Here is a 21,182-nt window from a genome sequence, read left to right on the forward strand (position 1 = left end):
CCGCCGAGCGGCTGGCCGCCCGCAGATGGCTGGAGGCGACCGGATCGCTGCCGCCCGGCATCCGCGAGCTGGAGTAGCCGCGAGCTGGAGTAGCCAATAGTCCACGGCCGTACCCCGCAAGCCGCCGGGGCAGCGGCCGCACCTGCCGCAGCCCCCACCAGCGGGCCCAAACACAGCAGTCGCAAGCACAGCAGGCACAAGCACAGCCCACCCCGCCGCAGCCGCGGGAACTCTGGTCGGCACGGGCCACGTCCGACTGAAAAGTCACGGCCGCCGGCGATCCGTGGGCCGAGATGGCGGCCATCGGGGAAGATGGCGACCGTCGGGAGACGCGCTCGGGGAGACGCACCAAGGCAGACGCACCGAGGCCGGTTGCCGCGTGCCGTCCCACGGGACGTGACGCCGTCCGAAGGACCCGAAGGAGATGTCCGTGGCTGTCTACGCGCTCGGTGACCGGGTGCCCGAGATCGACCCGTCCGCCTACGTCCACCCGGACGCGACCGTGATCGGCAAGGTGACCATCGGCCCCGAGTCGACGATCTGGCCGGGCGCGGTGCTGCGGGCCGACTACGGCGAGATCCACATCGGCGCCCGCACGTCCGTGCAGGACGGCACGGTCGTGCACGCGACCGCCGAACTCCCCACGATCATCGGCGACGACTGCGTCATCGGGCACATCGCGCACCTGGAGGGCTGCACCGTCGAGGACGGGTCGCTGGTCGGCTCCGGCTCGATCGTGCTGCACCGGGCCGTGGTCGGCCGGGGGGCGCTGGTCGGGGCGCAGGCGCTGGTCGGCAACAACGTACAGGTGCCGCCGCGGGCGCTGGCCGTCGGCGTCCCCGCGAAGATCCGTCCGGACGCGGTGGCGGAGAACGCCTTCGCGGCCGGGGCCGCGATGTACACCGCGAACGGCAAGCGCTACCGCGAGGAACTCCGCCGCCTCGACTAGATCGACCAGAGGGAAGCCGCATCGGCTGGAGCGCCGGTCAGGTAGCGCGGATCCCAGCCACAGCCACCCGCACAGGCCATGATCCAGGCGACTTTGTCGTTGTGTACGCTTTTTGGCCGCAAAAGCGTACCGTACACAACGACAAAATTACGCCGATCTTCTCCGGTGGCCGCCGTCCATCGAAGCGTGCCACCGTGCGGGGGGATACGCATGGCTACCTGATCGGCGCTCCAGGAAGGAAAGGCGATCTGCCCGGTCGGCGCGGCGCGGGCTCGGCAGGGCCCGTCAGTGCTCGGGGCCGGTGTGGGCCGGCCATGTGGGGCGAGGGAAAATCGCTGGTGGCCGGCCGGTCGACGGCGGGCCTCCTTGGTGCCGTAGGTGGAGCCCGTCCGTCAGTCGCGGTCGGCGGGTGGGTCGGTGGCGAGGATGTCGTGGAGGGCGTCGAACAGGGCGGGTGGGGCGGCTATGACGAGGTCATTGGAGATCGGCCGGCCGTGCAGACCGCCGACCCGCAGGCCGGCCTCGGTCGCTACCAGCGCCCCGGCGGCGTGGTCCCAGGGGTGCAGGCCACGCTCGTAGTAGGCGTCGACCAGGCCGGCCGCGGCGGCGCCGAGGTCCAGCGACGCCGCGCCCATCCGCCGGATGTCACGCACCTGGGGGACGACCCGGGTCAGCACCGTCACCTGGGCGATCCGCCGTTGCACCGTGTAGCCGAACCCGGTCGCGACGAGCGCGTGCGCCAGGTCTGTGACGGCCGAGCCGGCCAGTGGCACGCCGTTGCGGGCCGAGCCGTCCCCGAGCGCCGCGGTGTAGGTGACGCCCAGGGCGGGCGCGTGCACGACACCCGCCACCACCTGCCCGTCGACCTCGGCCGCGATCGACACCGCCCAGTTCGGCAGGTTGTAGAGGAAGTTCACGGTGCCGTCCAGCGGGTCGACGATCCAGCGCACCCCGCTGGTGCCCGGGTCGTCGGCGCCCTCCTCGCCCAGCAGGCCGTCACCTGGACGTGCCTCGCGCAGCCGGCTCGCGACCAGTTCCTCGGAGGCCCGGTCGAGCGCGGTGACGACGTCGGTGGGGGACGTCTTGGTCGTCTCGGCCACGACATCACCGCTGCGGCCCCGCAGCAGCAGGTCGCCGGCCTCGTGGGCGACGTCGAGCGCCAGCGCGAGCAGGTCCGCCGGCCGCGGCCGCCCGGCCGCCGGGGCGCGGTTCGCCGGGGCGTGGTCGGGTACCGCAGCGGAGGTCGCGACGGCGGACGCGGTGGGGGCGGACGATGCGGACGATGCGGTGGGGGCGGTGTCCTCGCCGGTGTCATGCACGGGATACATCCTGCCAACCCATACGCCCCGCCAACCCAGGCCCAGCTCGCCCGCCACCGCCACCGTCTGCCGTCTGCCGTCTGCCAACGCGATCCACCACCGCAGGTGGGCAGTGAGACACCGGAAGCGCCGGGAAAGCCCGCGGCTCCCACCGACCGCTTTCGTTTCTCGTCCTGATCAGGGAACGCTTTCGTTCTGGTCGAGGGACACCCGGGAGCGCCGGGGAAGCGCCAGCCGGTGGCCCAGGGCGGTAAGGCCCTGCCGGACCGGCCGCGCGGCCGGCCCCGCCGCCGGCAGGAGGCGGCGGCGCGCGCCCACCGTCCACGGGGAGGTCCGGGCACGAGCCCGCCGGAAACCCGCCGGAAAGGGGTGCCTCCGGGCCGGACGCCGGCGCTGGACGGGACACGCCGACGCCGCGCCGGGACGAGGATCGGTGGGGGCACGAACCCGAGAAGGACGAGAGGGATCAGGCAGGGGGCCTGGTGAAGCCCGTGTCCGAGCTCACATTGTTCGACCCGTAGGATCGTTACCTGTGGTGACAGAAGAAGGCAGGAACCAGCACGACTCGGACGGCCGTGAGCAGCCCGTCGCCGACCGGTCCGTCCCTGGACGCTCCGTTCCCCAGCGGCCCACCCTCGACGGCGTCGAGGCACGGTGGTCGGCCGTGTGGCAGGAGCAGGAGACCTACCGGTTCGACCGGAGCGCCGACCGGGCCCGGGTGTACGCGATCGACACCCCGCCCCCGACCGTCTCCGGCTCCCTGCACGTAGGCCATGTCTTCTCCTACACGCACACCGACGTCATCGCCCGCTACCAGCGGATGCGCGGCCGTGAGGTCTTCTACCCGATGGGGTTCGACGACAACGGCCTGCCGACCGAGCGCCGGGTGCAGAACTACTTCGGCATCCGCTGTGACCCGTCGCTGCCCTACGACCCGGATCTCACCCCGCCGGCCAAGCCCGGCAAGGAGCAGGTCCCGGTCAGCCGCCGCAACTTCGTGGAGCTGTGCGAGCGGCTGACGATCGAGGACGAGAAGGTCTACGAGCAGCTGTGGCGCCGCCTCGGCCTGTCCGTGGACTGGTCGATGACCTACGCGACCATCGACGCCCGTTCCCGGGCGGTGGCACAGCGGGCCTTCCTGCGCAACCTGGAGCGCGGCGAGGCGTACCTGGCGGAAGCGCCCACCCTGTGGGACGTGTCCTTCCGGACCGCGGTGGCGCAGGCCGAGCTGGAGGACCGGGAGCGTCCGGGCGCCTACCACTCGCTGGCGTTCGCCCGCGCCGACGGCGGCGGGGACGTCGTCGTCGAGACGACCCGGCCGGAGCTGCTGGCCGCCTGCGTGGCCCTGGTCGCCCATCCCGACGACGAGCGTTACCAGCCGCTGTTCGGCTCCACGGTGCGCACTCCCCTGTTCGACGTCGAGGTGCCGGTGCGGGCGCACCGGCTGGCCGACCCCGAGAAGGGGTCCGGCATCGCGATGATCTGTACTTTCGGTGACCTCACCGACGTCACCTGGTGGCGTGAGCTGCGACTGCCCACCCGCGCGGTGATCGGTCGGGACGGCCGGCTGCTGCCCGACCCGCCCGAGGCGATCGTCTCGGCGGCGGGCCGGGCGCGCTACGCCGAGCTGGCCGGGCGCACCGTGCACGCCGCCCGCGAGCGGATCGTGGAGCTGCTGCGCGAGGCCGGGGCGCTGCTGGGCGACCCGCGGCCGATCAGCCATCCGGTGAAGTTCTACGAGAAGGGCGACCGGCCGCTGGAGATCGTCACGACCCGCCAGTGGTACATCCGCAACGGCGGCCGGGATGAGGCCCTGCGGGCGCAGCTGCGGGCTCGTGGCAGTGAACTGCACTGGTATCCCCCGCACATGCGGGTCCGGTACGAGAACTGGGTGGACGGCCTGACCGGGGACTGGCTGATCAGCCGGCAGCGTTTCTTCGGCGTGCCGTTCCCGGTCTGGTATCCGCTGGACGACGCCGGCGTGCCCCGTTACGACCGGCCGATCGTCCCCGACCACGCGGCGCTGCCGGTCGACCCGTCCAGTGACACCGCGCCCGGCTTCAGCGAGGACCAGCGCGGGGTTCCCGGTGGTTTCGCCGCCGACCCGGACGTGATGGACACCTGGGCGACGTCCTCGCTGACCCCGCAGATCGCCGCCGGCTGGGGCAGCGACGACGACCTGTTCGCCCGGGTGTTCCCGATGGATCTGCGCCCCCAGGCACACGAGATCATCCGGACCTGGCTGTTCTCCACCGTGCTGCGCAGCCACGCCGAGTTCGGCACGCTGCCGTGGACGAACACTGCCATCTCCGGGTGGATCCTCGACCCGGACCGCAAGAAGATGTCGAAGTCCAAGGGCAACGTCGTCACCCCGCTGGACCTGCTCGAACAGCACGGGTCGGACGCGGTGCGCTACTGGGCCGCCTCCGGCCGGCCGGGCACCGACACCACCTTCGACGTCGGCCAGATGAAGATCGGACGCCGGCTGGCCATCAAGCTGCTCAACGCGAGCCGGTTCGCTCTCGGCCTCGGCGCGGTCGAGGACGCCGGCACCGTCGGCGAGCCGCTCGACCGGGCGCTGCTGGCGACGCTGGCGGAGGTGGTGGACTCCGCGTCCACCGCGCTGGACAACTACGACTACACCCGCGCGCTCGAGCTGACCGAGTCGTTCTTCTGGCGGTTCTGCGACGACTACGTCGAGCTGGTCAAGGGACGCGCGTACGGCTCGTTCGGCGAGCCGGGCGCGGCGTCCGCGCGGGCCACCCTGGCCGTCGCCCTGTCCACGGTGCTCGCGCTGTTCGCGCCGTTCCTGCCCTTCGTCACCGAGGAGGTCTGGTCGTGGTGGAAGCCCGGGTCGGTGCACCGTTCCCGCTGGCCGGAGGCCGGTGAGCTGCGCAAGATCGCTGACAGTGGTGACCCGCGTCTGCTCGAGGCGGTCAGCACGGCGCTCACGGCGATCCGGCGGGCCAAGTCGGAGGCGAAGGTGTCGATGAAGGCGGCGGTGGCCTCCGCGCGGGTCAGCGGGGACGCCGACCTGGTCGGCCTGGTCGAGGCTGTCGCGGCCGACCTGCGCAGCGCCGGCAGCATCACGGCGCTGACCTTCGACCGGGGCGCCGGCGAGCTGGCGGTCGACGTCGTCCTCGCCGGCTGACCGCCGCCGGCCGGGGNGACCGCCGCCGGCCGGGGTCGCCGCTGCTCCCTGCCGCCGCTGCTCCCCTGCCGGCGCTGCTTCCCTGCCGGCGCCGGTTCCTCTGCCGGCGCTAATCCTTGCCCTTGTAACGGACGCCGGTGACGGTGAAACGTTCCACCCCGCGCAGATGGCCACCCGTGGAGGCGACCACGACCAGGCCCTGGCCCGGCTGGGCGTCGATCGTCACCGTCGTCCGCCAGGGTGAGTTCTGCCCGCCCGCGGGCAGGCAGCAGCGCTCCCCGGCGACCTGGCCGCCGTTGGGACCTCCCGCCGGCCGCACCTGCACGCGGATGCTCTCGTCGACACCGGTGATCCGCCCGCCGGCCGTCAGCGACGCCGTCACGGTCGCCCCGTAGGCCGGCTGGGTGAGCGAGAAGGTGGTGTCGTCGGTACCGACGACCTCCCACGGCGCGTCGCTGCCGGAACCGAACCGGACGAGATGGACGACGGCCGCGACGCCGGTATGCTCACCCTCGGTGGCGTAGCCGACCTGCACCCGGGCGTGCTCCCCGGTCACGGTGCTGGTCAGTGTCCGGTCGATGTCGGTGAAGCCGAGGAAGTCCCGGACGAAGGACAGCGCGGTGGACGCCGGGTCGAGATGCCACGCCCGCGCGTCAGCGGCGCTGGCGAAGGGCCACAACGGCTGGTACGGGAAGTCCGCCGCGCCCGCGGCGGCACCCGGTGTCGCCGCCCCCTGGCCGGTGCCGGACTGCCCGGTACCCGGCTGCCCGCTGCCTGGCTGGTTCGTCGTCCCGGGCTGGCCGCCGACTTCTCCGACGGATGCTCCCGCGGAAGGTGACACCTGCGTGATCCCTGCCCCCGCGTCCGTGCCCGCGCATCCGGTGAGGGCCGCCAGCGCCAGCAGGGCCGCCACAAGCATCGCCGCCGGCAGACCCGCCAGCGGCGTCGAGGACGTCCGGGATGCCGGGGACGCCGGCTCACGCCCGTGGCCCCGCGGACGAACGGCCGCCCGTCGCCGATCGTCATGTGACGTCAGCCCACGTCCGTGTCCGCGCTCGCGCCCGCGACGCCGCGGGCCGCGGGCCCCGTTCCGTGGGGAGGACGGGCTCTTCCCGGCGCCCCGCCCGGTTCGGCGCGGGAACGCGCGCCCGGGCACCCCGTCCGCACTGGTCACGCCGATCACACCGAGCGCACGGAGTACGGCAGCCGCGCGGACAACCGGTGGCACCGAGACGTTCATGGCCCCTCCCCGGGATCGCCTGTCTCAGCGAAGGGTAACGCCCGCTATGGCATACATCTCTTCACGCAGTGTATACGCCGGTGTCATGTACACGTCGCTCGGCCATCCAGCCCTGGGCTCCCGCGCCCCGCTCCCGCGCCTCGGCCGCCGCGGCGGCGGCCGGCGGACCCGTTTTCGTGCCCGCCGCATCTCCCGAGCCGCTGAACAGCGGCCGTACTCATGCCGGGTCGGCGACGGCGTGCGCGTACACGATCACATTCTTCAGATAGTGGCGGGTTTTCTTGTCGAAAGCACCGCCACAAGTGATCAGCCGTAGTTCCGGACGATCGACCCGGCCATACACCTCCGCTACCGGAAAATCATCCTTGGCAACCTCCTGAATACGGTCGACCGTGAATCGTACGACCGTCCCGTCCGTGCGGTTCACCTCTACCGTGTCCGATTTCCTGAGCTTGTCGAGATGGTAGAAGACCGCCGGCCCGGTCGTCGAGTCATAATGTCCGACAAGTACGGACGCGCCGATGTCGCCGGGCCGCGGCCCATATTCGTACCAACCGACGTCGGTCCAGGATGTCGGCACTTCGAGGGTCCCGTCCGCGTTGAGACCGACCGACCCGACCGGCGCGGACACGCCCACTTCCGGAATACGCAGAAAAGTCGGCGGGCTGTTCTGCCGCCGCCCGCCGTCAGCCGGATCCTGCGGTACCGCAACCGCCGGCGCCGGCGCCGGCCCCGCGCCGGTCCCCGTAGTGGCTGTCACATCGGGCGCCCCGACCAGTTTCCCATATTCGGACGAAACAAACTTCTGACCGCTCACCCCGATCAGGAGAATTCCGACCAGAACCAACCATCGCGCCGGCCGGACAATCTTCGGTCCCGTCGTGGCCATATCGCGTTCCACGCCTTCCCCTGGACATCAGATGGCTATGGTGTAGCCCGCGGTAACAATACCGCCGCAGTACGAGAGAAGAGGAAAGGTCATGACGCACAAAATCGGCCGGGGCGTGGTGATGCTGGCCATGTCAGCCGTCACCGGGCTCTTCGTGGGGTTCGGCCCCACAGCCGCATTCGCGGACGGGCCGTCGGATTCCGGCGCTTCGACGATATCCCCCGCGGCCACCCAGCAGCAGAATGGTGGGCAGTCCTGGAGCGGCGACGGGGCGAACGGATGGCCCCAGCTGCCCATCCAGCTGCCGATCCCGCAGCCTCCCGAGCAGGGGGAGAACGGCCAGTCCGCGCAGTCCGCGCAGTCCGGAGGCGGCGGCTGGTCCGGCTCGAACCCGTCCCAGTCATCGGGCGGGTCCGGCGGCCAGGGCGCGGCGCCGGGCGGGGGCCAGTGGCCGGGGCAGTCCGGGCAGCAGCAGGGCCAGCAGGGCCAACAGGGCCAGCAAGGCCAGCAAGGTGGTCAGCAGGGCCAGCAAGGTGGCCAGCAGGGCCAGCAAGGTGGCCAGCAGGGCCAGCCCTCCGGGCAGTGGCCGGGCCAGTCAGCCACCCAGAAGCCGTCCTCCGAGCCGGTCCCGCAGGGTGGCGTACATGCGGGTGGCGGCGGTATGGCGCCGTCGTTCCCGATCGCTCCCGTCGCCGGCGCCGGACTCGGTGTCGCGGTGCTCGGTGCCGGCCTCGCCGCTCGCCGCAGGAGCCACGCGACGCGGTGACCAGGAGGTCTGGGCACGCTGAACCGCCTGGCGTTATACCCAACCGTCCCTGGCGTATACCCAGCGTGCCCAGACCGGCCGATCCGGGTGGATGCCGCCGCCGACCTTCGCCGCATCCACCCGGATCACCTCCTCCCTGGTGCCCCGTTCCAACCTCTCGCCACGGGACCTCCCGGCAGCCCATCGCCGGTGGCGAGACTGACGGCCCATTCGTCCTCGACATAGCGGACGACCAGCCGGGGCAGCTGCTACAACCAGCCGGGGCACCTGCCACGCCGGCGGGANTCGACGTACGGGACGTGGCGCAGCTTGGTAGCGCACCAGACTGGGGGTCTGGGGGTCGCAGGTTCAAATCCTGTCGTCCCGACGCTGGAGCGAGGCTGCTGAACAGGGCTATAGGTCCTGGTCAACAGTCTTTTTCGCGTCTCCATGGTGCCAGGTCAATCGATCAACCCGGGCGGGCGTTGGGACCATCTGGGGACCGATCGCCGGTCAGCCCTACCCTGGACATACGCCTTGGTGGTGGTCGGCGGTCAGCCACAGCAGTGCGTCGCCGTGGAGGCGGAGCGCGCATTACCGCCTGCGAGCCTGCTGCGCCGGACAGTCCCTCCTCGACCGGCGGCGGCCCGTCGGGAGCGGTCAGTGGCCGGTCGGGAGTGACTGCTCGGCCCAGATGATTTTGCCGTGCGGGGTGTGGCGGGTGCCCCACCGTTGGGTGAGCTGGGCGACGAGGAGCAGACCGCGACCGCCCTCGTCGAAGACGCGGGCGCGGCGCAGGTGAGGTGCGGTGCTGCTGGCATCGGAGACCTCGCAGATGAGACTGCTCTCGTGGATCAGCCGGAGCTGGATGGGCGCGACGGCGTGGCGGATGGCGTTGGTGACCAGTTCGCTGACCACGAGCTCGGTGACGAAGGACGCCTCCTCCAGCCCCCAGGCGGCGAGCTGGTCGATGGCCATCTTCCGGGTCCTGGCCACCACCGCCGGGTCCGCGGGCAGGTCCCAGATGGCGACCTGGGAGGCGTCCATGCCCTGGGTACGGGCGAGGAGTACGGCGACGTCGTCGGAGGGGACACCGCCGGGCAGCAGCGCGTCCAGCACGTTGTCGCAGATCTGCTCCAGGGAGGACGTGCCGCCGCTGGCGGTCAGGGCACGGCTCAGCCGGTCGAATCCGGCGTCGGCGCCGGATTCGCCGGACTCGATCAGACCGTTGGTGAACAGGGCGATCAGGCTGCCGTCGGGCAGCTCCAGCTCGACGGACTCGAAGGGCAGCCCGCCCAGGCCCAGCGGGGGACCGTCGGGCAGTTCGGGGAAGTCGACCGTGCCGTCCGGGGCGACGACGGCGGACACGGGGTGGCCGGCACGAGCGAGCGTGTAGCGGCGGGAGAGCGGGTCGTAGACCGCATACAGGCAGGTGGCGCCGATCTCCCCGGCCACTGCTGTCTGCATCTCCTCGGCTCCTGGGCCTTCTTCCCGGTCGGCTCGGTCGGCCAGACGCAGGACGAGGTCGTCGAGATGCGTGAGCAGCTCGTCGGGCGGCATGTCCATGTCGGCGAGGGTGCGGACCGCCAGGCGCAGGCGTCCCATGGTGGCCAACGCCTGGATGCCGTGCCCGACCACGTCGCCCACCACGAGGGCAACCCTGCCTCCGGACAGCGGGACGACGTCGAACCAGTCACCGCCCACACCGGCCCCGGAGCCGGAGCCGGCCGACGGATGGCGGGAGGCGACCGCCACCGCCACATGCGGGGACGTGCGCTGCGGCAACATGCTCCGTTGCAGGGCCAGCACGGTGTTGCGCTCGTGGGTGTAGCGGCGGGCGTTGTCGATGCACAGGGCCGCTCTGGCCGTGATCTCCTCGGCGAGAAGCAGGTCATCGGTGTCGAACGGGTCGGGGGTGCGGTGCCGCAGGAACACTGCGAGCCCGAGGGTCGTCCCGCGGGCGAGCAGCGGTACCACGATGAGGGAATGGATCCCGTACGCGCGGGCACTGCGTGCACGCGCCGTGTCATGCTCCAACCACGCCTGAATGTCGGGGTTGTCGATCGCGTACCGCGACGGCCTGCCGGTGACCAGGGCACGGGCCAGAGGCGAGTCCCCGGAGTAGCGCTCTGTCTTTCCCGGCTCGACCGCGGACTCCGGGCAGCCATCCAGCACGGACTGCTGTGCGGCACGGCGGAGGAGCACGCCTGCGGTGGCCCGGCGCGGATCCGCCTCGTTGTCACCGACGGCGGAGTCGAGCAGGTCGACGCTGACGAAGTCGGCGAACTGCTCGGTGGCCACGTCTGCCAGCTCCTGGGCGGTCCGCACCGTGTCCAGCGTGCTTCCGATGCGGACGCTGGCCGCGTTCACGACGGCCAGCCGCTGCCTGGCCCGGTACTGCGTGGTGGTGTCGAGGGCTGCTGTCGACACCCCCCGCACCGTGCCTGCGGGGTCCTTCACCGGGTAGAGGAAGACCGACCAGGCGTGCGCATGGCTCTCGCCAGGCAGCGGGGTGACCATTTCCAGAGTCGACCGTTCCCCCGTGCGGATCACCTGCGTCATCAGTTGTTCGACCTGGTCGGCGATAAGGCTGGGGAAGATCTCCCCCGGACGGAGTCCGAGTACCGCCTCTTCCCGCGCGGCTATGACGCGCTGCGCTTCCTCGTTGCCTCCCACCATGCGCTTCTCGCGGTCGTAGATCCCGAGGACGATCGGCATCTGGTCGAGTGCCCAGTTCCTGAGCGCCGCCGCCGTGTCATGGCGCGAACCTGGTTCGCCCGGCTCGAGAGCCACCACAACCCAGCCGCTGTTTCCCCGCGTACCGTGCGTCGGGGCCGCGTGGACGTCAATCTCGACGGCGCGGCCGTCCCGGCGCCGCAGCATCACTCGGCCGTTGCACTCCTCCCGCCGCTCGATGCCGGGTAGCACCGACGCCGGAAGGTCCACGGCAAGAAGGTCCGCCGCGGCGCGTCCCACCACCTCGTCCGGACGATAGCCCAGCAGCCGACCGGCTCCTGCCGTCCACGCGGTGAGCACGCCTCGAGCGTCCAGCGCGGCCATCGCTATACCGGCCACTGCCGCGGGAACGTCAGCCCCGTCTCGTGAAGGCTTTCTTTCGCTCATCCATACTCGTCTCGGCATTGCCGAAGCCCGCGACCTGCCGAGCTGCCGACCTGCCATCCCGGCGAATCAGGCCCTGCACCCATTGCCACCGAGCATGGCACTGTGCAGCGGACCGCTCAACCAGACGGATACCGGCAATCAAGAGAATCGATCTGTCACCGATCTCATGGTTGGTGCTCCTTTGTCTCGTTCAGGCGGATCAGTGGCGTTTCTCGCCCCGTTCACGGACCCGGACCGAAATCTCGATCGGCGTTCCGGCGAAACCAAAATCCTCGCGCAGGCGGCGTTCGAGGAAGCGGCGGTAGGCGGGCTCCAGGAAACCCGTCGAGAAGATGACGAAACGCGGTGGGCGCACCCCGGCCTGGGTCGCGAACAGCACCCGGGGCAGCCGGCCGCCGCGCGACGGCGGCGGAGTGGCCGCCACGACCTCCCCCAGCCAGGCGTTGAGCCGGCCGGTGGAGATGCGCGTCCCCCACGACTCCAGCGACGTCCTCAACGCCGGGGCCAGCCGGTCGACCGCGCGGCCGGTCGCCGCCGAGACGTTCACCCGCGGCGCCCAGGCCACCCGACCCAGATCCCGGACGATCTCCCGTTCCAGCGTCAGCCGGCGGTCCTCGTCAAGCAGGTCCCACTTGTTGAACGCCAGCACCAGGGCCCGTCCCGCCTCGACCACCATGGTGATCACCCGCTGGTCCTGTTCGGTGAGCGACTCGCTGGCGTCCAACAGGACGATCGCGACCTCCGCGGCCTCCAGCGCGGCGGCGGTACGCAACGACGAGTAGTACTCCGCGCCGCTGGCCTCCCGCACCCGCCGACGCAGACCCGCCGTGTCGACGAACTTCCAGGTCTCCCCGCCGACCGTCACCAGCTCGTCGACCGGGTCGCGGGTGGTGCCGGCGACGTCGTGCACCAGCGAGCGCTGCGTGCCGGCCAGCCTGTTCAGCAGGCTGGACTTGCCGACGTTCGGCTTGCCCAGCAGGGCGACCCGCCGCGGGCCGTCGATCTCCTCGAAACGTTCCCGGGGCGCCGGTGGGAGGGCTTCGAGGATGGCGTCGAGCAGGTCCCCGCTGCCCCGGCCGTGCAGGGACGAGACGGGGTACGGCTCACCGAGTCCGAGGCTCCACAGCGTGGCGGCGTCGGCTTCGCCGCGGGAGTCGTCGACCTTGTTCGCCGCGAGGACCACCGGCAGCCCGCTGCGGTGCAGCACACGGGCGACGGCCTCGTCCGCGTCGGTGGCCCCGACGGTGGTGTCGACCACGAACAGCACCGCGTCGGCGGTGTCGAGGGCGGCGCGTGCCTGCTCGGCGACCCGGGCCGCCAGGCCCCGCGCGTCCGGCTCCCAGCCGCCGGTGTCGACCACCACGAAACGGCGGCCGTTCCAGGTCGCGTCGTAGGCGACGCGGTCCCGGGTCACCCCGGGGACGTCCTCGACGACTGCGGCCCGCCGGCCGAGTATCCGGTTCACCAGCGTCGACTTGCCGACGTTGGGGCGTCCGACAACGGCCAGGACCGGCTGGCGGTCGTCGATTCCGGACCGGCCCGCGGCGGAGTCCCGCGGTGCCTGCGAAGCCACACCCACAACGTCCTCGTCTCTGTGCTCTCTGTGCTCTGTCGGATCCGGATCTCTGCGGATCTCTACCGTCTGCCGGATCCGGTCGGCCCGGGGCCGCCTCGCCGCGGCCGGCGGCTCGCCCTGGCCGCCCAGCCCGGCCCTGGCCGCCGGGTGGGCGGCGCGGCCGGGGCGGGCAGGGACGCGGGTGTCAGCCGGGCCTGGGCGAGATGGTCGGCGAGCCGGACCCGGATGCCCTCGGCCACCTCGGCCAGCGCCTTCCGCGACCGTGGATTGGCCGGGATCTCCACCTCGAACGGATGCCCGAAGACCATCCGGGCGTGGACGGAGCGCCGCGGCCAGTACGCCCCCCTCGGCAGGACCTGCCCGGTGTCGACACAGGCAACCGGCACTATCGGACAGCGGCCGTGAACAGCCAGGTAGGCGATGCCGTGCTGGACGGTTTCCACCTCGCCGCTGCCCCTGGTCCCCTCCGGGAACACCCCGATCGCGCCGCCGCGGGAGAGCTCGTCGAGTGCGGTGTGCAGCGCGAACCGGTCGGGCCGGCCCCGGTTGACGGGGATCTGCCCGGACAGCAGCAGCAGCCGGCCGAGAATCCCGGTGTACAGCTCGGACTTCACCAGGCAGCGGACCGTGCGCGGCGCCTCGATCACGACCAGGGGCCCGTCGAGCAGGCTGCTGTGGTTACCCGCGAAGATCAGCGGTCCGGTGGGCGGGACCCGGTCGAGCCCCTCGGCCGTCAGGCGCATGACGACTCTGCTCAGGATCAGGCGGAACGGTGGTTTGAGCACCGTGTGCAGAATGTCGTTGTACGGCCGGGACGCCGCGGCCCGCCGGGACACCGCCGTGGACGGCCGCCCGCCGCCCGGCCCTCCGCCGCCGCGCGGGACACCGGCCACGGAACCGACGCCCCGCGCGGCGTCACCCCGCACAGCGCCGGCCGCGGGAGCATCGCCCCGTGGGACGTCAGCCTGCGCGTCATCAGTCTCGGAAACATCGCCGTTCGAAGCACCACCCGGTGCGACACCGCCCTGCGCACCGGCGGGGGCATCGCCCTTCGGAGCGTCACCCCGCACACCGCCGGTCGCAGAAACGTCACCCCGCGAAGCGTCGTCCCGTGGGCCGCCGGTTGCGGGAGTACTGGTCGCGGGAACGCCGGCCGCACTGGCCACGCTGGCTCGCGGCGCGCCGTCCCGGGGGTCTTCGATCGTCGTCATGACGCTCGGGCCGAGGCCTGTTCACAGTGCCGTAGGACCTCGTCCACGACGTCCTGGACGGACAGAGCGGTCGAATCGAGCACGATCGCGTCGTCGGGGACGGCCAGCGGGTCCGCGGCGCGGGTGCTGTCCAGGGCGTCCCGGCGGTCGAGTTCGGCGAGGGTGCGGGCCACGTCGTCGACGCCCCGCTCGCCCAGCTGGTGCGACCGGCGCAGCGCCCGGACCTCGGTCGAGGCGGTCAGGAACACCTTGACCGGGGCGTTCGGGGCGACGACCGAGCCGATGTCGCGGCCCTCCACCACGATGCCCACCGGCGACGCCTCGGTGATGATCTGCTGCTGGCGGATGACCAGGCGCCGGCGGACGGCGGGCACCGCGGCCACCGCGCTCACCGCGTTGGTCACCGCCCTGGTCCTGATCAGGTCGTCCACGGGCTCGCCGTTGACGGCGATCGTCGGATTGTCCGGGCTGGTACCGATCGTGAGCACCGCCCGCTCCGCGAGCTCGGCGACCGCATTGTGGTCCTCGATGTCGATCCGGCTCTCCAGGGCGAGCTGGGTCACCGCCCGGTACATCGCGCCCGTGTCGAGATACCGCAGGCCGAGCCGACGGGCGATCTCCCGGGCGGCCGTGCTCTTGCCCGACCCGCCGGGCCCGTCCACCGCGATGACGAGCCCGTCGCGGACCAGCCGCTGCGGCGACGTCACACCCGTCACACCCGTCACACCTGCCGTGGCCGGCGCGGGCCCGTCGGGCCGCCAGGACTCGGCGCGGCGGCCCTCACCATCTGCGGACGCCTCCTGAGCGCCGGTAGCCGACGCAACCACCGGCTCACGCCAACCGCGGTCGTGTTCCACCGTTTCCTCCGTCCGGACGCGACATCTGCACCACAACCACAAACCCGTCTACACCAGAAACCCGTCGGCAACCGACGTGGTGAAACCGGCCCGATCCGGATGCTCACCCGAGCCGACGCCGATGCGGTCAACCCGGCTCAGGCTACCCGGGGCCGTCCATCCGGGAAGGATGGCGTCGCGCCCGGGTAGGCGCCCGGGAAGGACGGCCTTCTCGTCAGGACGGCCGGCGGTCACGAGCGGCGGTAGGCGGTCCAGCCGGCCGCGGCCAGCCTGTCCAGCAGGGAGTCGACGATGTCCGGTGCGACGGCAAGCTCCACGATGCCGGCAGGGGCGTCGAGATTGTGCTCGAACGCGGCAATGTCCTCGACGTTGATCTGCCAGTCGCCGATCGCGGTGAACAGGGCGCCCAGCTGGCCGGGCCGGTCGGCGAGCACCACTCCCACCCAGGCCCACGCCCACGGCCGGGACACCGCGCCGGCCTTGCGCGGCAGCAGCGCCCGACCGGCGTTGCCGCCGGCCATGAGCGTGCGGACGGCCAGCATGACCTCCTGCTCGCTGCCCTGGTCGAGGACGTCGGCGAGCTGGGTGAGCCGCGCGGCCAGCAGGCGTGCCCGGGCCGCGACCGGGCCGCGGTTGCCCTCCAGGATCGACGACCACAGGCCGGGATCGCTGTCCGCCAGCCGGGTGACGTCCCGGAATCCCTGGCCGGCCAGCGCCAGCTCGCCGGTGGCAAGATCGGGCGTGGCCGCGGCGAGCAGGCTCGCGACCACCTGCGGCAGGTGGGACAGGGCGGCCATGGCCTGGTCGTGCCGGTCCGCGGTCGTGCGCACCGGCGTGGCGCCGCAGGCGTGGGCGATCGCGACGGTGGCCGCCAGCGCGGCCGGCGAGGTGTGCGGCAGCGGGCAGACCACCCACGTCCGCTCGGCGAACAGGTCGGCGCGGGCCGAGGCCGCGCCGCCGCGCTCCCGCCCGGCGATCGGATGCGCCGGGCACCACGTCGACAGGTCGCAGCCCGTCTGCACGGCCTCGACGATCGGCCTGGCCTTCACGCTGGCGACGTCGCTGACGGTCTCGGCGATCCCGGCCCGCTGCAGCCGCCGCAGCTCCCCGGCGACCGCGTGCGGGGGGACCGCGACCACCGCGTGCTCGACCGCCTCCCCGTGCCAGGGCCGGCCGGCGCCCATGACCTCGGCGACCTTCACCTGTTCGGTGTCGATGTCGGCGAGCATGACGTCGACGCCGCGGCCGGTCAGCGCCAGCCCGATGCTGGTACCGATCAGCCCGGACCCGACGATCCCCACCCGCCGCGGCGGCGGCCCGTGGCCGGAGGATCGGGATGCGCCGGATGTGACACTCACCGCGCCACCATAGTTCGCGGACGGGTCGTGGGTGTTTCCACGGGTCGACCACTGGTTGCCCGGCGTGTTCCCCGTGTCCGCCCGTGCCTTTCCGGGCCTTCCTTCCGTCTCCCCCTGTCGTGCCCTGTTCTGTCCCGTCCTGCCCCGCCGTCCGTGTCCCGTCCCTCCGCCCGCGCCGCGGGGGCGTCTCCCACCCGTCGCCCTACCTGCCGGCCATCTTTCGGCCACCTGCCAGCCATCTGTCGGCTTCGTTACAGGCCGACCTCGCGGTAGAGGGCGCCGATCTCGCCCCGGGAGAGATGCCTGGTCCGGCCCGCCCGCAGCGAGCCGAGGTGCACCGGGCCGATCCTGGTCCGCACCAGCCGGCGCACCGGATGGTCGACTGCCTCCATCAGGCGGCGTACCACCCGGTTGCGCCCCTCGTGCAGGGTGATCTCGAGCATGACCCGTGAACCGGCCGAACCGACGATCCGGACGGCGTCCGCGCGCACCGGGCCGTCGGCGAGTTCGACGCCCTCGCGCAACCGCCGGGGGACGTCCCGGCCGACCGGCCCCGCGACCTCGACCAGATAGGTCTTGGCGACCTCGAAGGACGGATGCGACAGCCGGTGGGCCAGCTCCCCGTCGTTGGTCACCAGCAGCAGGCCCTCGCTGTCGACGTCCAGCCGCCCGACGTGGAACAGCCCCGGGCCGGCGTCGGTCACCAGGTCCGCGACGGTCGGCCGGCCGCGGTCGTCCGACATCGCCGAGAGCACCCCGACGGGCTTGTTCAACGCCAGGTGCACCAGGCCCGCCCGGGTGACGACCCGTTCGCCGTCCACCTCGATGATCGCGGTCTGCGGGTCGACCCGCATGCCCTGCGTCTCGACCACCCGGCCGTCCACCCGCACCCGGCCCGCGGCGATCAGCTCCTCGCTGTGCCGGCGGGAACCGACCCCGGCCGCGGCGAGCACCTTCTGCAGGCGAACGCCCTCTGCGTTCGCGTCACCGGCCGTCATGGGCCTCCGTCCTGTCCGCGAGCCTGTCACAGCTCTTCGATCCGTCATGGGCCCTGCCCTCGATCCGTCATCGGGCCTCGGCCCGTCCGCGGGCTCCGCTCATGTCCGGTCACGGGCCCTCGATGTCGTCCACGTCGGCGATGCCGGGCAGCAGCGGGGCCAGCGGCGGCAGCTCGTCGAGATGCCGCAGGCCCATCCGTTCCAGAAAGTAGTCGGTGGTCCGGTACAGGATGGCACCGGTGTCGGGGTCGGTCCCGGCCTCCTCGACCAGCCGGCGGGCGGTCAGGGTACGGATCACCCCGTCGGCGGACACCCCGCGCACCGCCGAGATCCGCCCGCGGCTGACCGGCTGCTGGTAGGCGACGACCGCGAGGGTCTCCAGCGCCGCCTGGGACAGTTTCGGGCTCTGCCCGGCGAGGACGAACCGCTCGACCCAGGGGGCGCACGCCTCGCTGGTGTAGAAACGCCAGCCGCCGCCGACGTCCCGCAGGCTGAAGCCGCGGCCGTCGGCGATGTACTCCAGGGCCAGTTCGACGAGGACGCCCTCGACCTCGGTGGCGGGAACGCCCAGGCTCACCGCGATCTCGGTGACCGGCACCGGGTTCTCCGCCACCATCAGGATCGCCTCGACGAGGGCCGGCAACGGCGGCCGCGGCGCGTCATCCTCCGCGCCCGATCCGCCCGTGCCCGATCCGCCCGTGCGCCGTTCGTCCGGACCCGGTTCGTGCTCGTCCGGTTCGTGCTCGTCCGGGCTGTCGGCCGCCACGGTTTCGCCGCCGGTGAGCGGAGCCGCTTCCCCCGTCATCCTGGTTCCCCCGTCACTGCCGTCGTGATCCTCGTTTCCGGCTTCTGCCGGGCCCGGCCGGCCCGACGTCGTCGACATCCCCGGAAGCGTCGGCATCCCCGACGGCGCTGGTGACGATGCCGCGTACGCCGTACGTACCGTCCACGTCGTCCGTGCCGTCCGTGCCGTCCGTGCCGTCTGTCGCCTCTCGCGGTTGCCGCCTGGAGTCCGCGGGGTCGGTGTCGGCTATCCACCGTACTGTCAGCTCTCCCAGCGGAACCTCCTGGGAGAAGGCGACCCGGCCCTCCCGGAAGAGCTCGAGAAGGGCGAGGAAACGCGCGACCACCTCGATCGTCTGCCGGCAGTCCGCGCACAGCGCCTGGAACGACGCGCTGCCGAGCTCGCGCAGCTTCTCCAGCACGGCGAGCATGTGCTCGCGGATGTTGATCCTCGGCAGGTGGACGTGGTCGGTGGCAACCTGCGGGGGCAGCGGAGGCTCCCGCAGCCGGGCCGCGAGCCGGGCGAGATCGGCCGGCCCGATACCGATCTGCACCTCGGGGAGAGCCTGCGCGTAACGCGGTTCCAACGGCACGGCCCGGGGGACGTGGCGGGCCTCGAGCGCCATCAGGCCCACGAACAGCAGCGACGCCTCCTTGTAGGCCTTGTACTGCAGCAGCCGGGCGAAGAGCAGGTCACGGGCCTCCAGCAGGGCGAGGTCCTCCGCCTCGTCATCGGAGATCGCCCCCGGCAGCAGGCGGGCCGCCTTGAGGTCGAGCAGGGTCGCGGCGATCACCAGGAACTCGGTGGCCTGCCCGAGGTCGAAACCGGGGCCGAGGCGGCGGATGTGCGCCACGAACTCGTCGGTGACCTGGGAGAGCGCGACCTCGGTGACGTCCAGCTTGTGTTTGGCGATCAGGGACAGCAGCAGGTCGAACGGCCCGCTGAAGTTGGCGAGCTCGACCACGAAGGAGCTGCCGGCCCTGCCGCGGCCGGTCGGCACCGCCGCTGCGGGCGCTCCAGCCTCGAGTGCCGTGGTCCCGGGCACTCCAGCCTCCGGGCCCGTGCCGGCCTCCGGTGCCGCGGTGATGTCGCGCGGCGCCTTCCTGGACGCTCTGGCGCCCGGCGCGGCATTCCTGGGCGTGGTGGCACCGAGTGCCGGCGTGGTCACGCTCGGCCGAGGAGATGTCCCGGTCCGTGCCATGACACGACGCTACCGCCGCGGCGGCACGAGCCGTCCCGGGCCACCGCACGTCCGTTCGAGCGTGGCCGGCCGCCCGCCGGACGCGAGCAGGCCGAACCGGCCGTCCTCGGTGCTGGTTGCGGCAGCCGGCCGCCCAGCGGGCACGGCCGGATCCGGTCGTCCGGGCCGGCGGGACGACCGGGCGGTGCGGGCCGGCGGGCGAATCCGCGACAGGCGCTCAACCGACGTCGACGCCGACGATGCTGCCCAGCCCCCGCAGCAGCGGCAGGATGAGCTGGCCGATGACCGAGGGAAACGACACGAACAGCACCGGCAGCAACAGGATCACCAGCAGGATGACGATGCCGATGTTGTTCTCGCGGAGCTGGTAGTTGGCCCGGTGCCAGCTCGGCGACTGCGGGCCGAGCAGGAACAGCACCCGCCCGCCGTCCGCCGGCGGGACGGGGATGAGGCTCAGGATGAACAGCGACCCGAACGTGCCCGCCATCCACAGCAGCAGTTGGGCGAGAAAGCTACCCGCGCCGTCGATCTCCAGGACGCGGTCACCCTCGGCGAACAGGACCGGTTCGGAGACGAACTTGAACCCGACGATCGCGGCGAACGCGAGCAGCAGGTAGGCCAGCGGACCGGACAGCACCGCCGTGGCCACGTGGAACCGCCGTTTGCGCCACACGTCGTTCATGGGTACCGGCTCGGTCCAGCCGACCCCGGAGATGAGCATGGCGACCCCGCTGAACGGGCTGACCCGGTGTTTCAGCGACGCCGTCAGGCGCCCGCTGCGCAGCGGGCTGGGGTCCCGCAGCAGCCTCGCGACGAGGACCTGCGCGCCGTCGTGAGCGTGGATCCCGATGAGGAGCGCGAGAGCGATCCCCAGTAGCGCCGCGGGTTCGGCCAGGTAGAACAGCACGCCTCTACAGGTTCCTTATCCCGTCCCGGATCCGTCCCGCTTCCTGGACGTACGTATCCCCATCGTCGCCCACCGGGCCGACCAACCGACCAGCCGACCAGCCGACCAACCGACCAACCAGCCGACCAGCCGGCCGCCCGGCCACTCACCCCGCCGCGGACGGGGTCGCGTGCCGGGCCATCAGCTCGCGGGCCAGCCGCCGGNNCAGCTCGCGGGCCAGCCGCCGGTAGCCGTCCGCGCCCACGGACGTGGGCGCGTAGGTGGTGATCGGCTCGCCGGCCACGGTGGTCTCCGGGAAGCGTACCGTCCGGTTGATCACCGTGTGGAAGACCTCGTGTGGGAAGCGTTCCACCACCCTGGCCAGCACCTCCCGGGCGTGCAGGGTGCGTGCGTCGTACATGGTGGCCAGGATGCCGGCGAGCTCCAGGCTGGAGTTCAGCCGGTCGCGCACCTTGTCGATGGTGTCCAGCAGCAGGGCGACGCCGCGCAGGGCGAAGTACTCGCACTCCAGCGGGACGATGACGGCGTCGGCGGCGGTCAGCGCGTTCACGGTCAGCAGGCCCAGGGACGGCTGGCAGTCGATGAGGATCACGTCGTAGACCGAACGCACCCGGGACAGGGCGCGGGCCAGGGTGTGCTCCCGCCCGACCTCCGTGACGAGCAGCATTTCCGCGGCCGACAGGTCGATGTTGCTCGGCAGCAGGTCCAGCCCGTCGACCTGGGTGGGGACCAGCACCTCACCGATCTCGGACTCGGTGCCGATCAGGAGATCGTGCACGGTGTGCTCGAGCACCATCGGGTTGATGCCGAGGCCGACCGAGAGCGCACCCTGTGGGTCGAAGTCGACCAGCAGGGTGCGGCGGCCGTATTCGGC

The 21,182-nt window shown here is 72.1% G+C and carries 16 protein-coding genes, 1 tRNA gene and 1 pseudogene (1 of these 18 cut by a window edge); 4 read left to right on the top strand and 14 right to left on the bottom strand.

All coding sequences use genetic code 11. The annotated features are described in order from the left end of the window. Window positions 1-424: 424 nt before the first annotated feature. Entirely contained in the window at window positions 425-949 is a 525-nt protein-coding gene (locus FrCorBMG51_RS08920; protein WP_047222622.1) for a gamma carbonic anhydrase family protein, read from the top strand. Between the two features lie 392 nt (window positions 950-1,341). Here FrCorBMG51_RS08920 and FrCorBMG51_RS08925 read toward each other — a convergent pair whose 3' ends face one another. Continuing rightward, on the bottom strand, window positions 1,342-2,121 hold the full coding sequence (locus FrCorBMG51_RS08925) for an inositol monophosphatase family protein (protein ID WP_047222657.1): 780 nt from the start codon (window positions 2,119-2,121) through the stop codon (window positions 1,342-1,344). A gap of 679 nt (window positions 2,122-2,800) precedes the next feature. On the opposite strand from FrCorBMG51_RS08925, the gene valS reads away from it, so the two are divergent. Continuing rightward, window positions 2,801-5,419, top strand: coding sequence for a valine--tRNA ligase (gene valS / locus FrCorBMG51_RS08930; protein ID WP_047222623.1), 2,619 nt, complete (start codon window positions 2,801-2,803; stop codon window positions 5,417-5,419). 109 nt (window positions 5,420-5,528) lie between these two features. Here valS and FrCorBMG51_RS08935 read toward each other — a convergent pair whose 3' ends face one another. Next, window positions 5,529-6,338: a hypothetical protein gene (locus FrCorBMG51_RS08935; RefSeq protein ID WP_052914500.1), complete on the bottom strand. Its 810-nt coding sequence runs from the start codon at window positions 6,336-6,338 to the stop codon at window positions 5,529-5,531. A gap of 538 nt (window positions 6,339-6,876) precedes the next feature. Further along, window positions 6,877-7,548 (bottom strand): class F sortase, encoded by a 672-nt coding sequence (locus FrCorBMG51_RS33650; RefSeq protein WP_047222624.1) that lies wholly within the window; start codon window positions 7,546-7,548, stop codon window positions 6,877-6,879. 91 nt (window positions 7,549-7,639) lie between these two features. Here FrCorBMG51_RS33650 and FrCorBMG51_RS08945 point away from each other — a divergent pair, with 91 nt between their 5' ends. Both FrCorBMG51_RS08945 and FrCorBMG51_RS08950 read left to right on the top strand, forming a co-directional pair. Further along, window positions 7,640-8,314 carry a hypothetical protein gene (locus tag FrCorBMG51_RS08945; RefSeq protein ID WP_047222625.1) on the top strand — a complete coding sequence of 225 codons (675 nt, stop codon included), beginning with the start codon at window positions 7,640-7,642 and terminating at the stop codon, window positions 8,312-8,314. A 293-nt stretch (window positions 8,315-8,607) separates the two neighbouring features. Continuing rightward, window positions 8,608-8,681: transfer RNA gene (locus tag FrCorBMG51_RS08950), tRNA-Pro, on the top strand. 272 nt (window positions 8,682-8,953) lie between these two features. Here FrCorBMG51_RS08950 and FrCorBMG51_RS08955 read toward each other — a convergent pair. The 11 genes and pseudogenes from FrCorBMG51_RS08955 to FrCorBMG51_RS09005 all read right to left on the bottom strand — a co-directional run. Beyond that, the gene (locus tag FrCorBMG51_RS08955) at window positions 8,954-11,416 is read right to left on the bottom strand and encodes a SpoIIE family protein phosphatase (protein ID WP_200902388.1); all 2,463 of its coding nucleotides are present in this window, start codon (window positions 11,414-11,416) and stop codon (window positions 8,954-8,956) included. Between the two features lie 199 nt (window positions 11,417-11,615). Then, window positions 11,616-12,989: a ribosome biogenesis GTPase Der gene (gene der / locus FrCorBMG51_RS08960; protein WP_047222627.1), complete on the bottom strand. Its 1,374-nt coding sequence runs from the start codon at window positions 12,987-12,989 to the stop codon at window positions 11,616-11,618. 62 nt (window positions 12,990-13,051) lie between these two features. Continuing rightward, window positions 13,052-14,203 (bottom strand): 1-acyl-sn-glycerol-3-phosphate acyltransferase, encoded by a 1,152-nt coding sequence (locus FrCorBMG51_RS33065; protein WP_083730870.1) that lies wholly within the window; start codon window positions 14,201-14,203, stop codon window positions 13,052-13,054. Next, the gene (gene cmk, locus FrCorBMG51_RS08970) at window positions 14,200-14,919 is read right to left on the bottom strand and encodes a (d)CMP kinase (protein WP_235433440.1); all 720 of its coding nucleotides are present in this window, start codon (window positions 14,917-14,919) and stop codon (window positions 14,200-14,202) included. Before cmk ends, FrCorBMG51_RS33065 begins: the two co-directional genes overlap by 4 nt. Before the next feature lie 371 nt (window positions 14,920-15,290). Beyond that, window positions 15,291-16,418 (bottom strand): prephenate dehydrogenase, encoded by a 1,128-nt coding sequence (locus FrCorBMG51_RS08980; RefSeq protein WP_047222629.1) that lies wholly within the window; start codon window positions 16,416-16,418, stop codon window positions 15,291-15,293. 251 nt (window positions 16,419-16,669) lie between these two features. Further along, window positions 16,670-17,416 (bottom strand): pseudouridine synthase, encoded by a 747-nt coding sequence (locus FrCorBMG51_RS08985; RefSeq protein ID WP_047222630.1) that lies wholly within the window; start codon window positions 17,414-17,416, stop codon window positions 16,670-16,672. A gap of 109 nt (window positions 17,417-17,525) precedes the next feature. Next, window positions 17,526-18,221, bottom strand: a complete 696-nt coding sequence (gene scpB / locus FrCorBMG51_RS08990) for an SMC-Scp complex subunit ScpB (RefSeq protein ID WP_047222631.1) — start codon at window positions 18,219-18,221, stop codon at window positions 17,526-17,528. A gap of 13 nt (window positions 18,222-18,234) precedes the next feature. After that, the gene (locus FrCorBMG51_RS08995) at window positions 18,235-19,245 is read right to left on the bottom strand and encodes a segregation and condensation protein A (protein ID WP_047222661.1); all 1,011 of its coding nucleotides are present in this window, start codon (window positions 19,243-19,245) and stop codon (window positions 18,235-18,237) included. 165 nt (window positions 19,246-19,410) lie between these two features. Further along, a complete protein-coding gene (locus FrCorBMG51_RS32490; protein ID WP_256386230.1) occupies window positions 19,411-19,545 on the bottom strand; it encodes a hypothetical protein in 135 nt (44 codons plus the stop codon). Window positions 19,546-19,618: 73 nt separating this feature from the next. Further along, window positions 19,619-20,308, bottom strand: a complete 690-nt coding sequence (locus FrCorBMG51_RS09000) for a zinc metalloprotease (RefSeq protein WP_047222632.1) — start codon at window positions 20,306-20,308, stop codon at window positions 19,619-19,621. Window positions 20,309-20,453: 145 nt separating this feature from the next. Further along, a pseudogene (locus tag FrCorBMG51_RS09005) lies at window positions 20,454-21,182 on the bottom strand (ParA family protein); it runs 304 nt beyond the window's last position.

The sequence above is a fragment of the Protofrankia coriariae genome (genome assembly GCF_001017755.1).
GTDB classification, from domain to species: domain Bacteria; phylum Actinomycetota; class Actinomycetes; order Frankiales; family Frankiaceae; genus Protofrankia; species Protofrankia coriariae.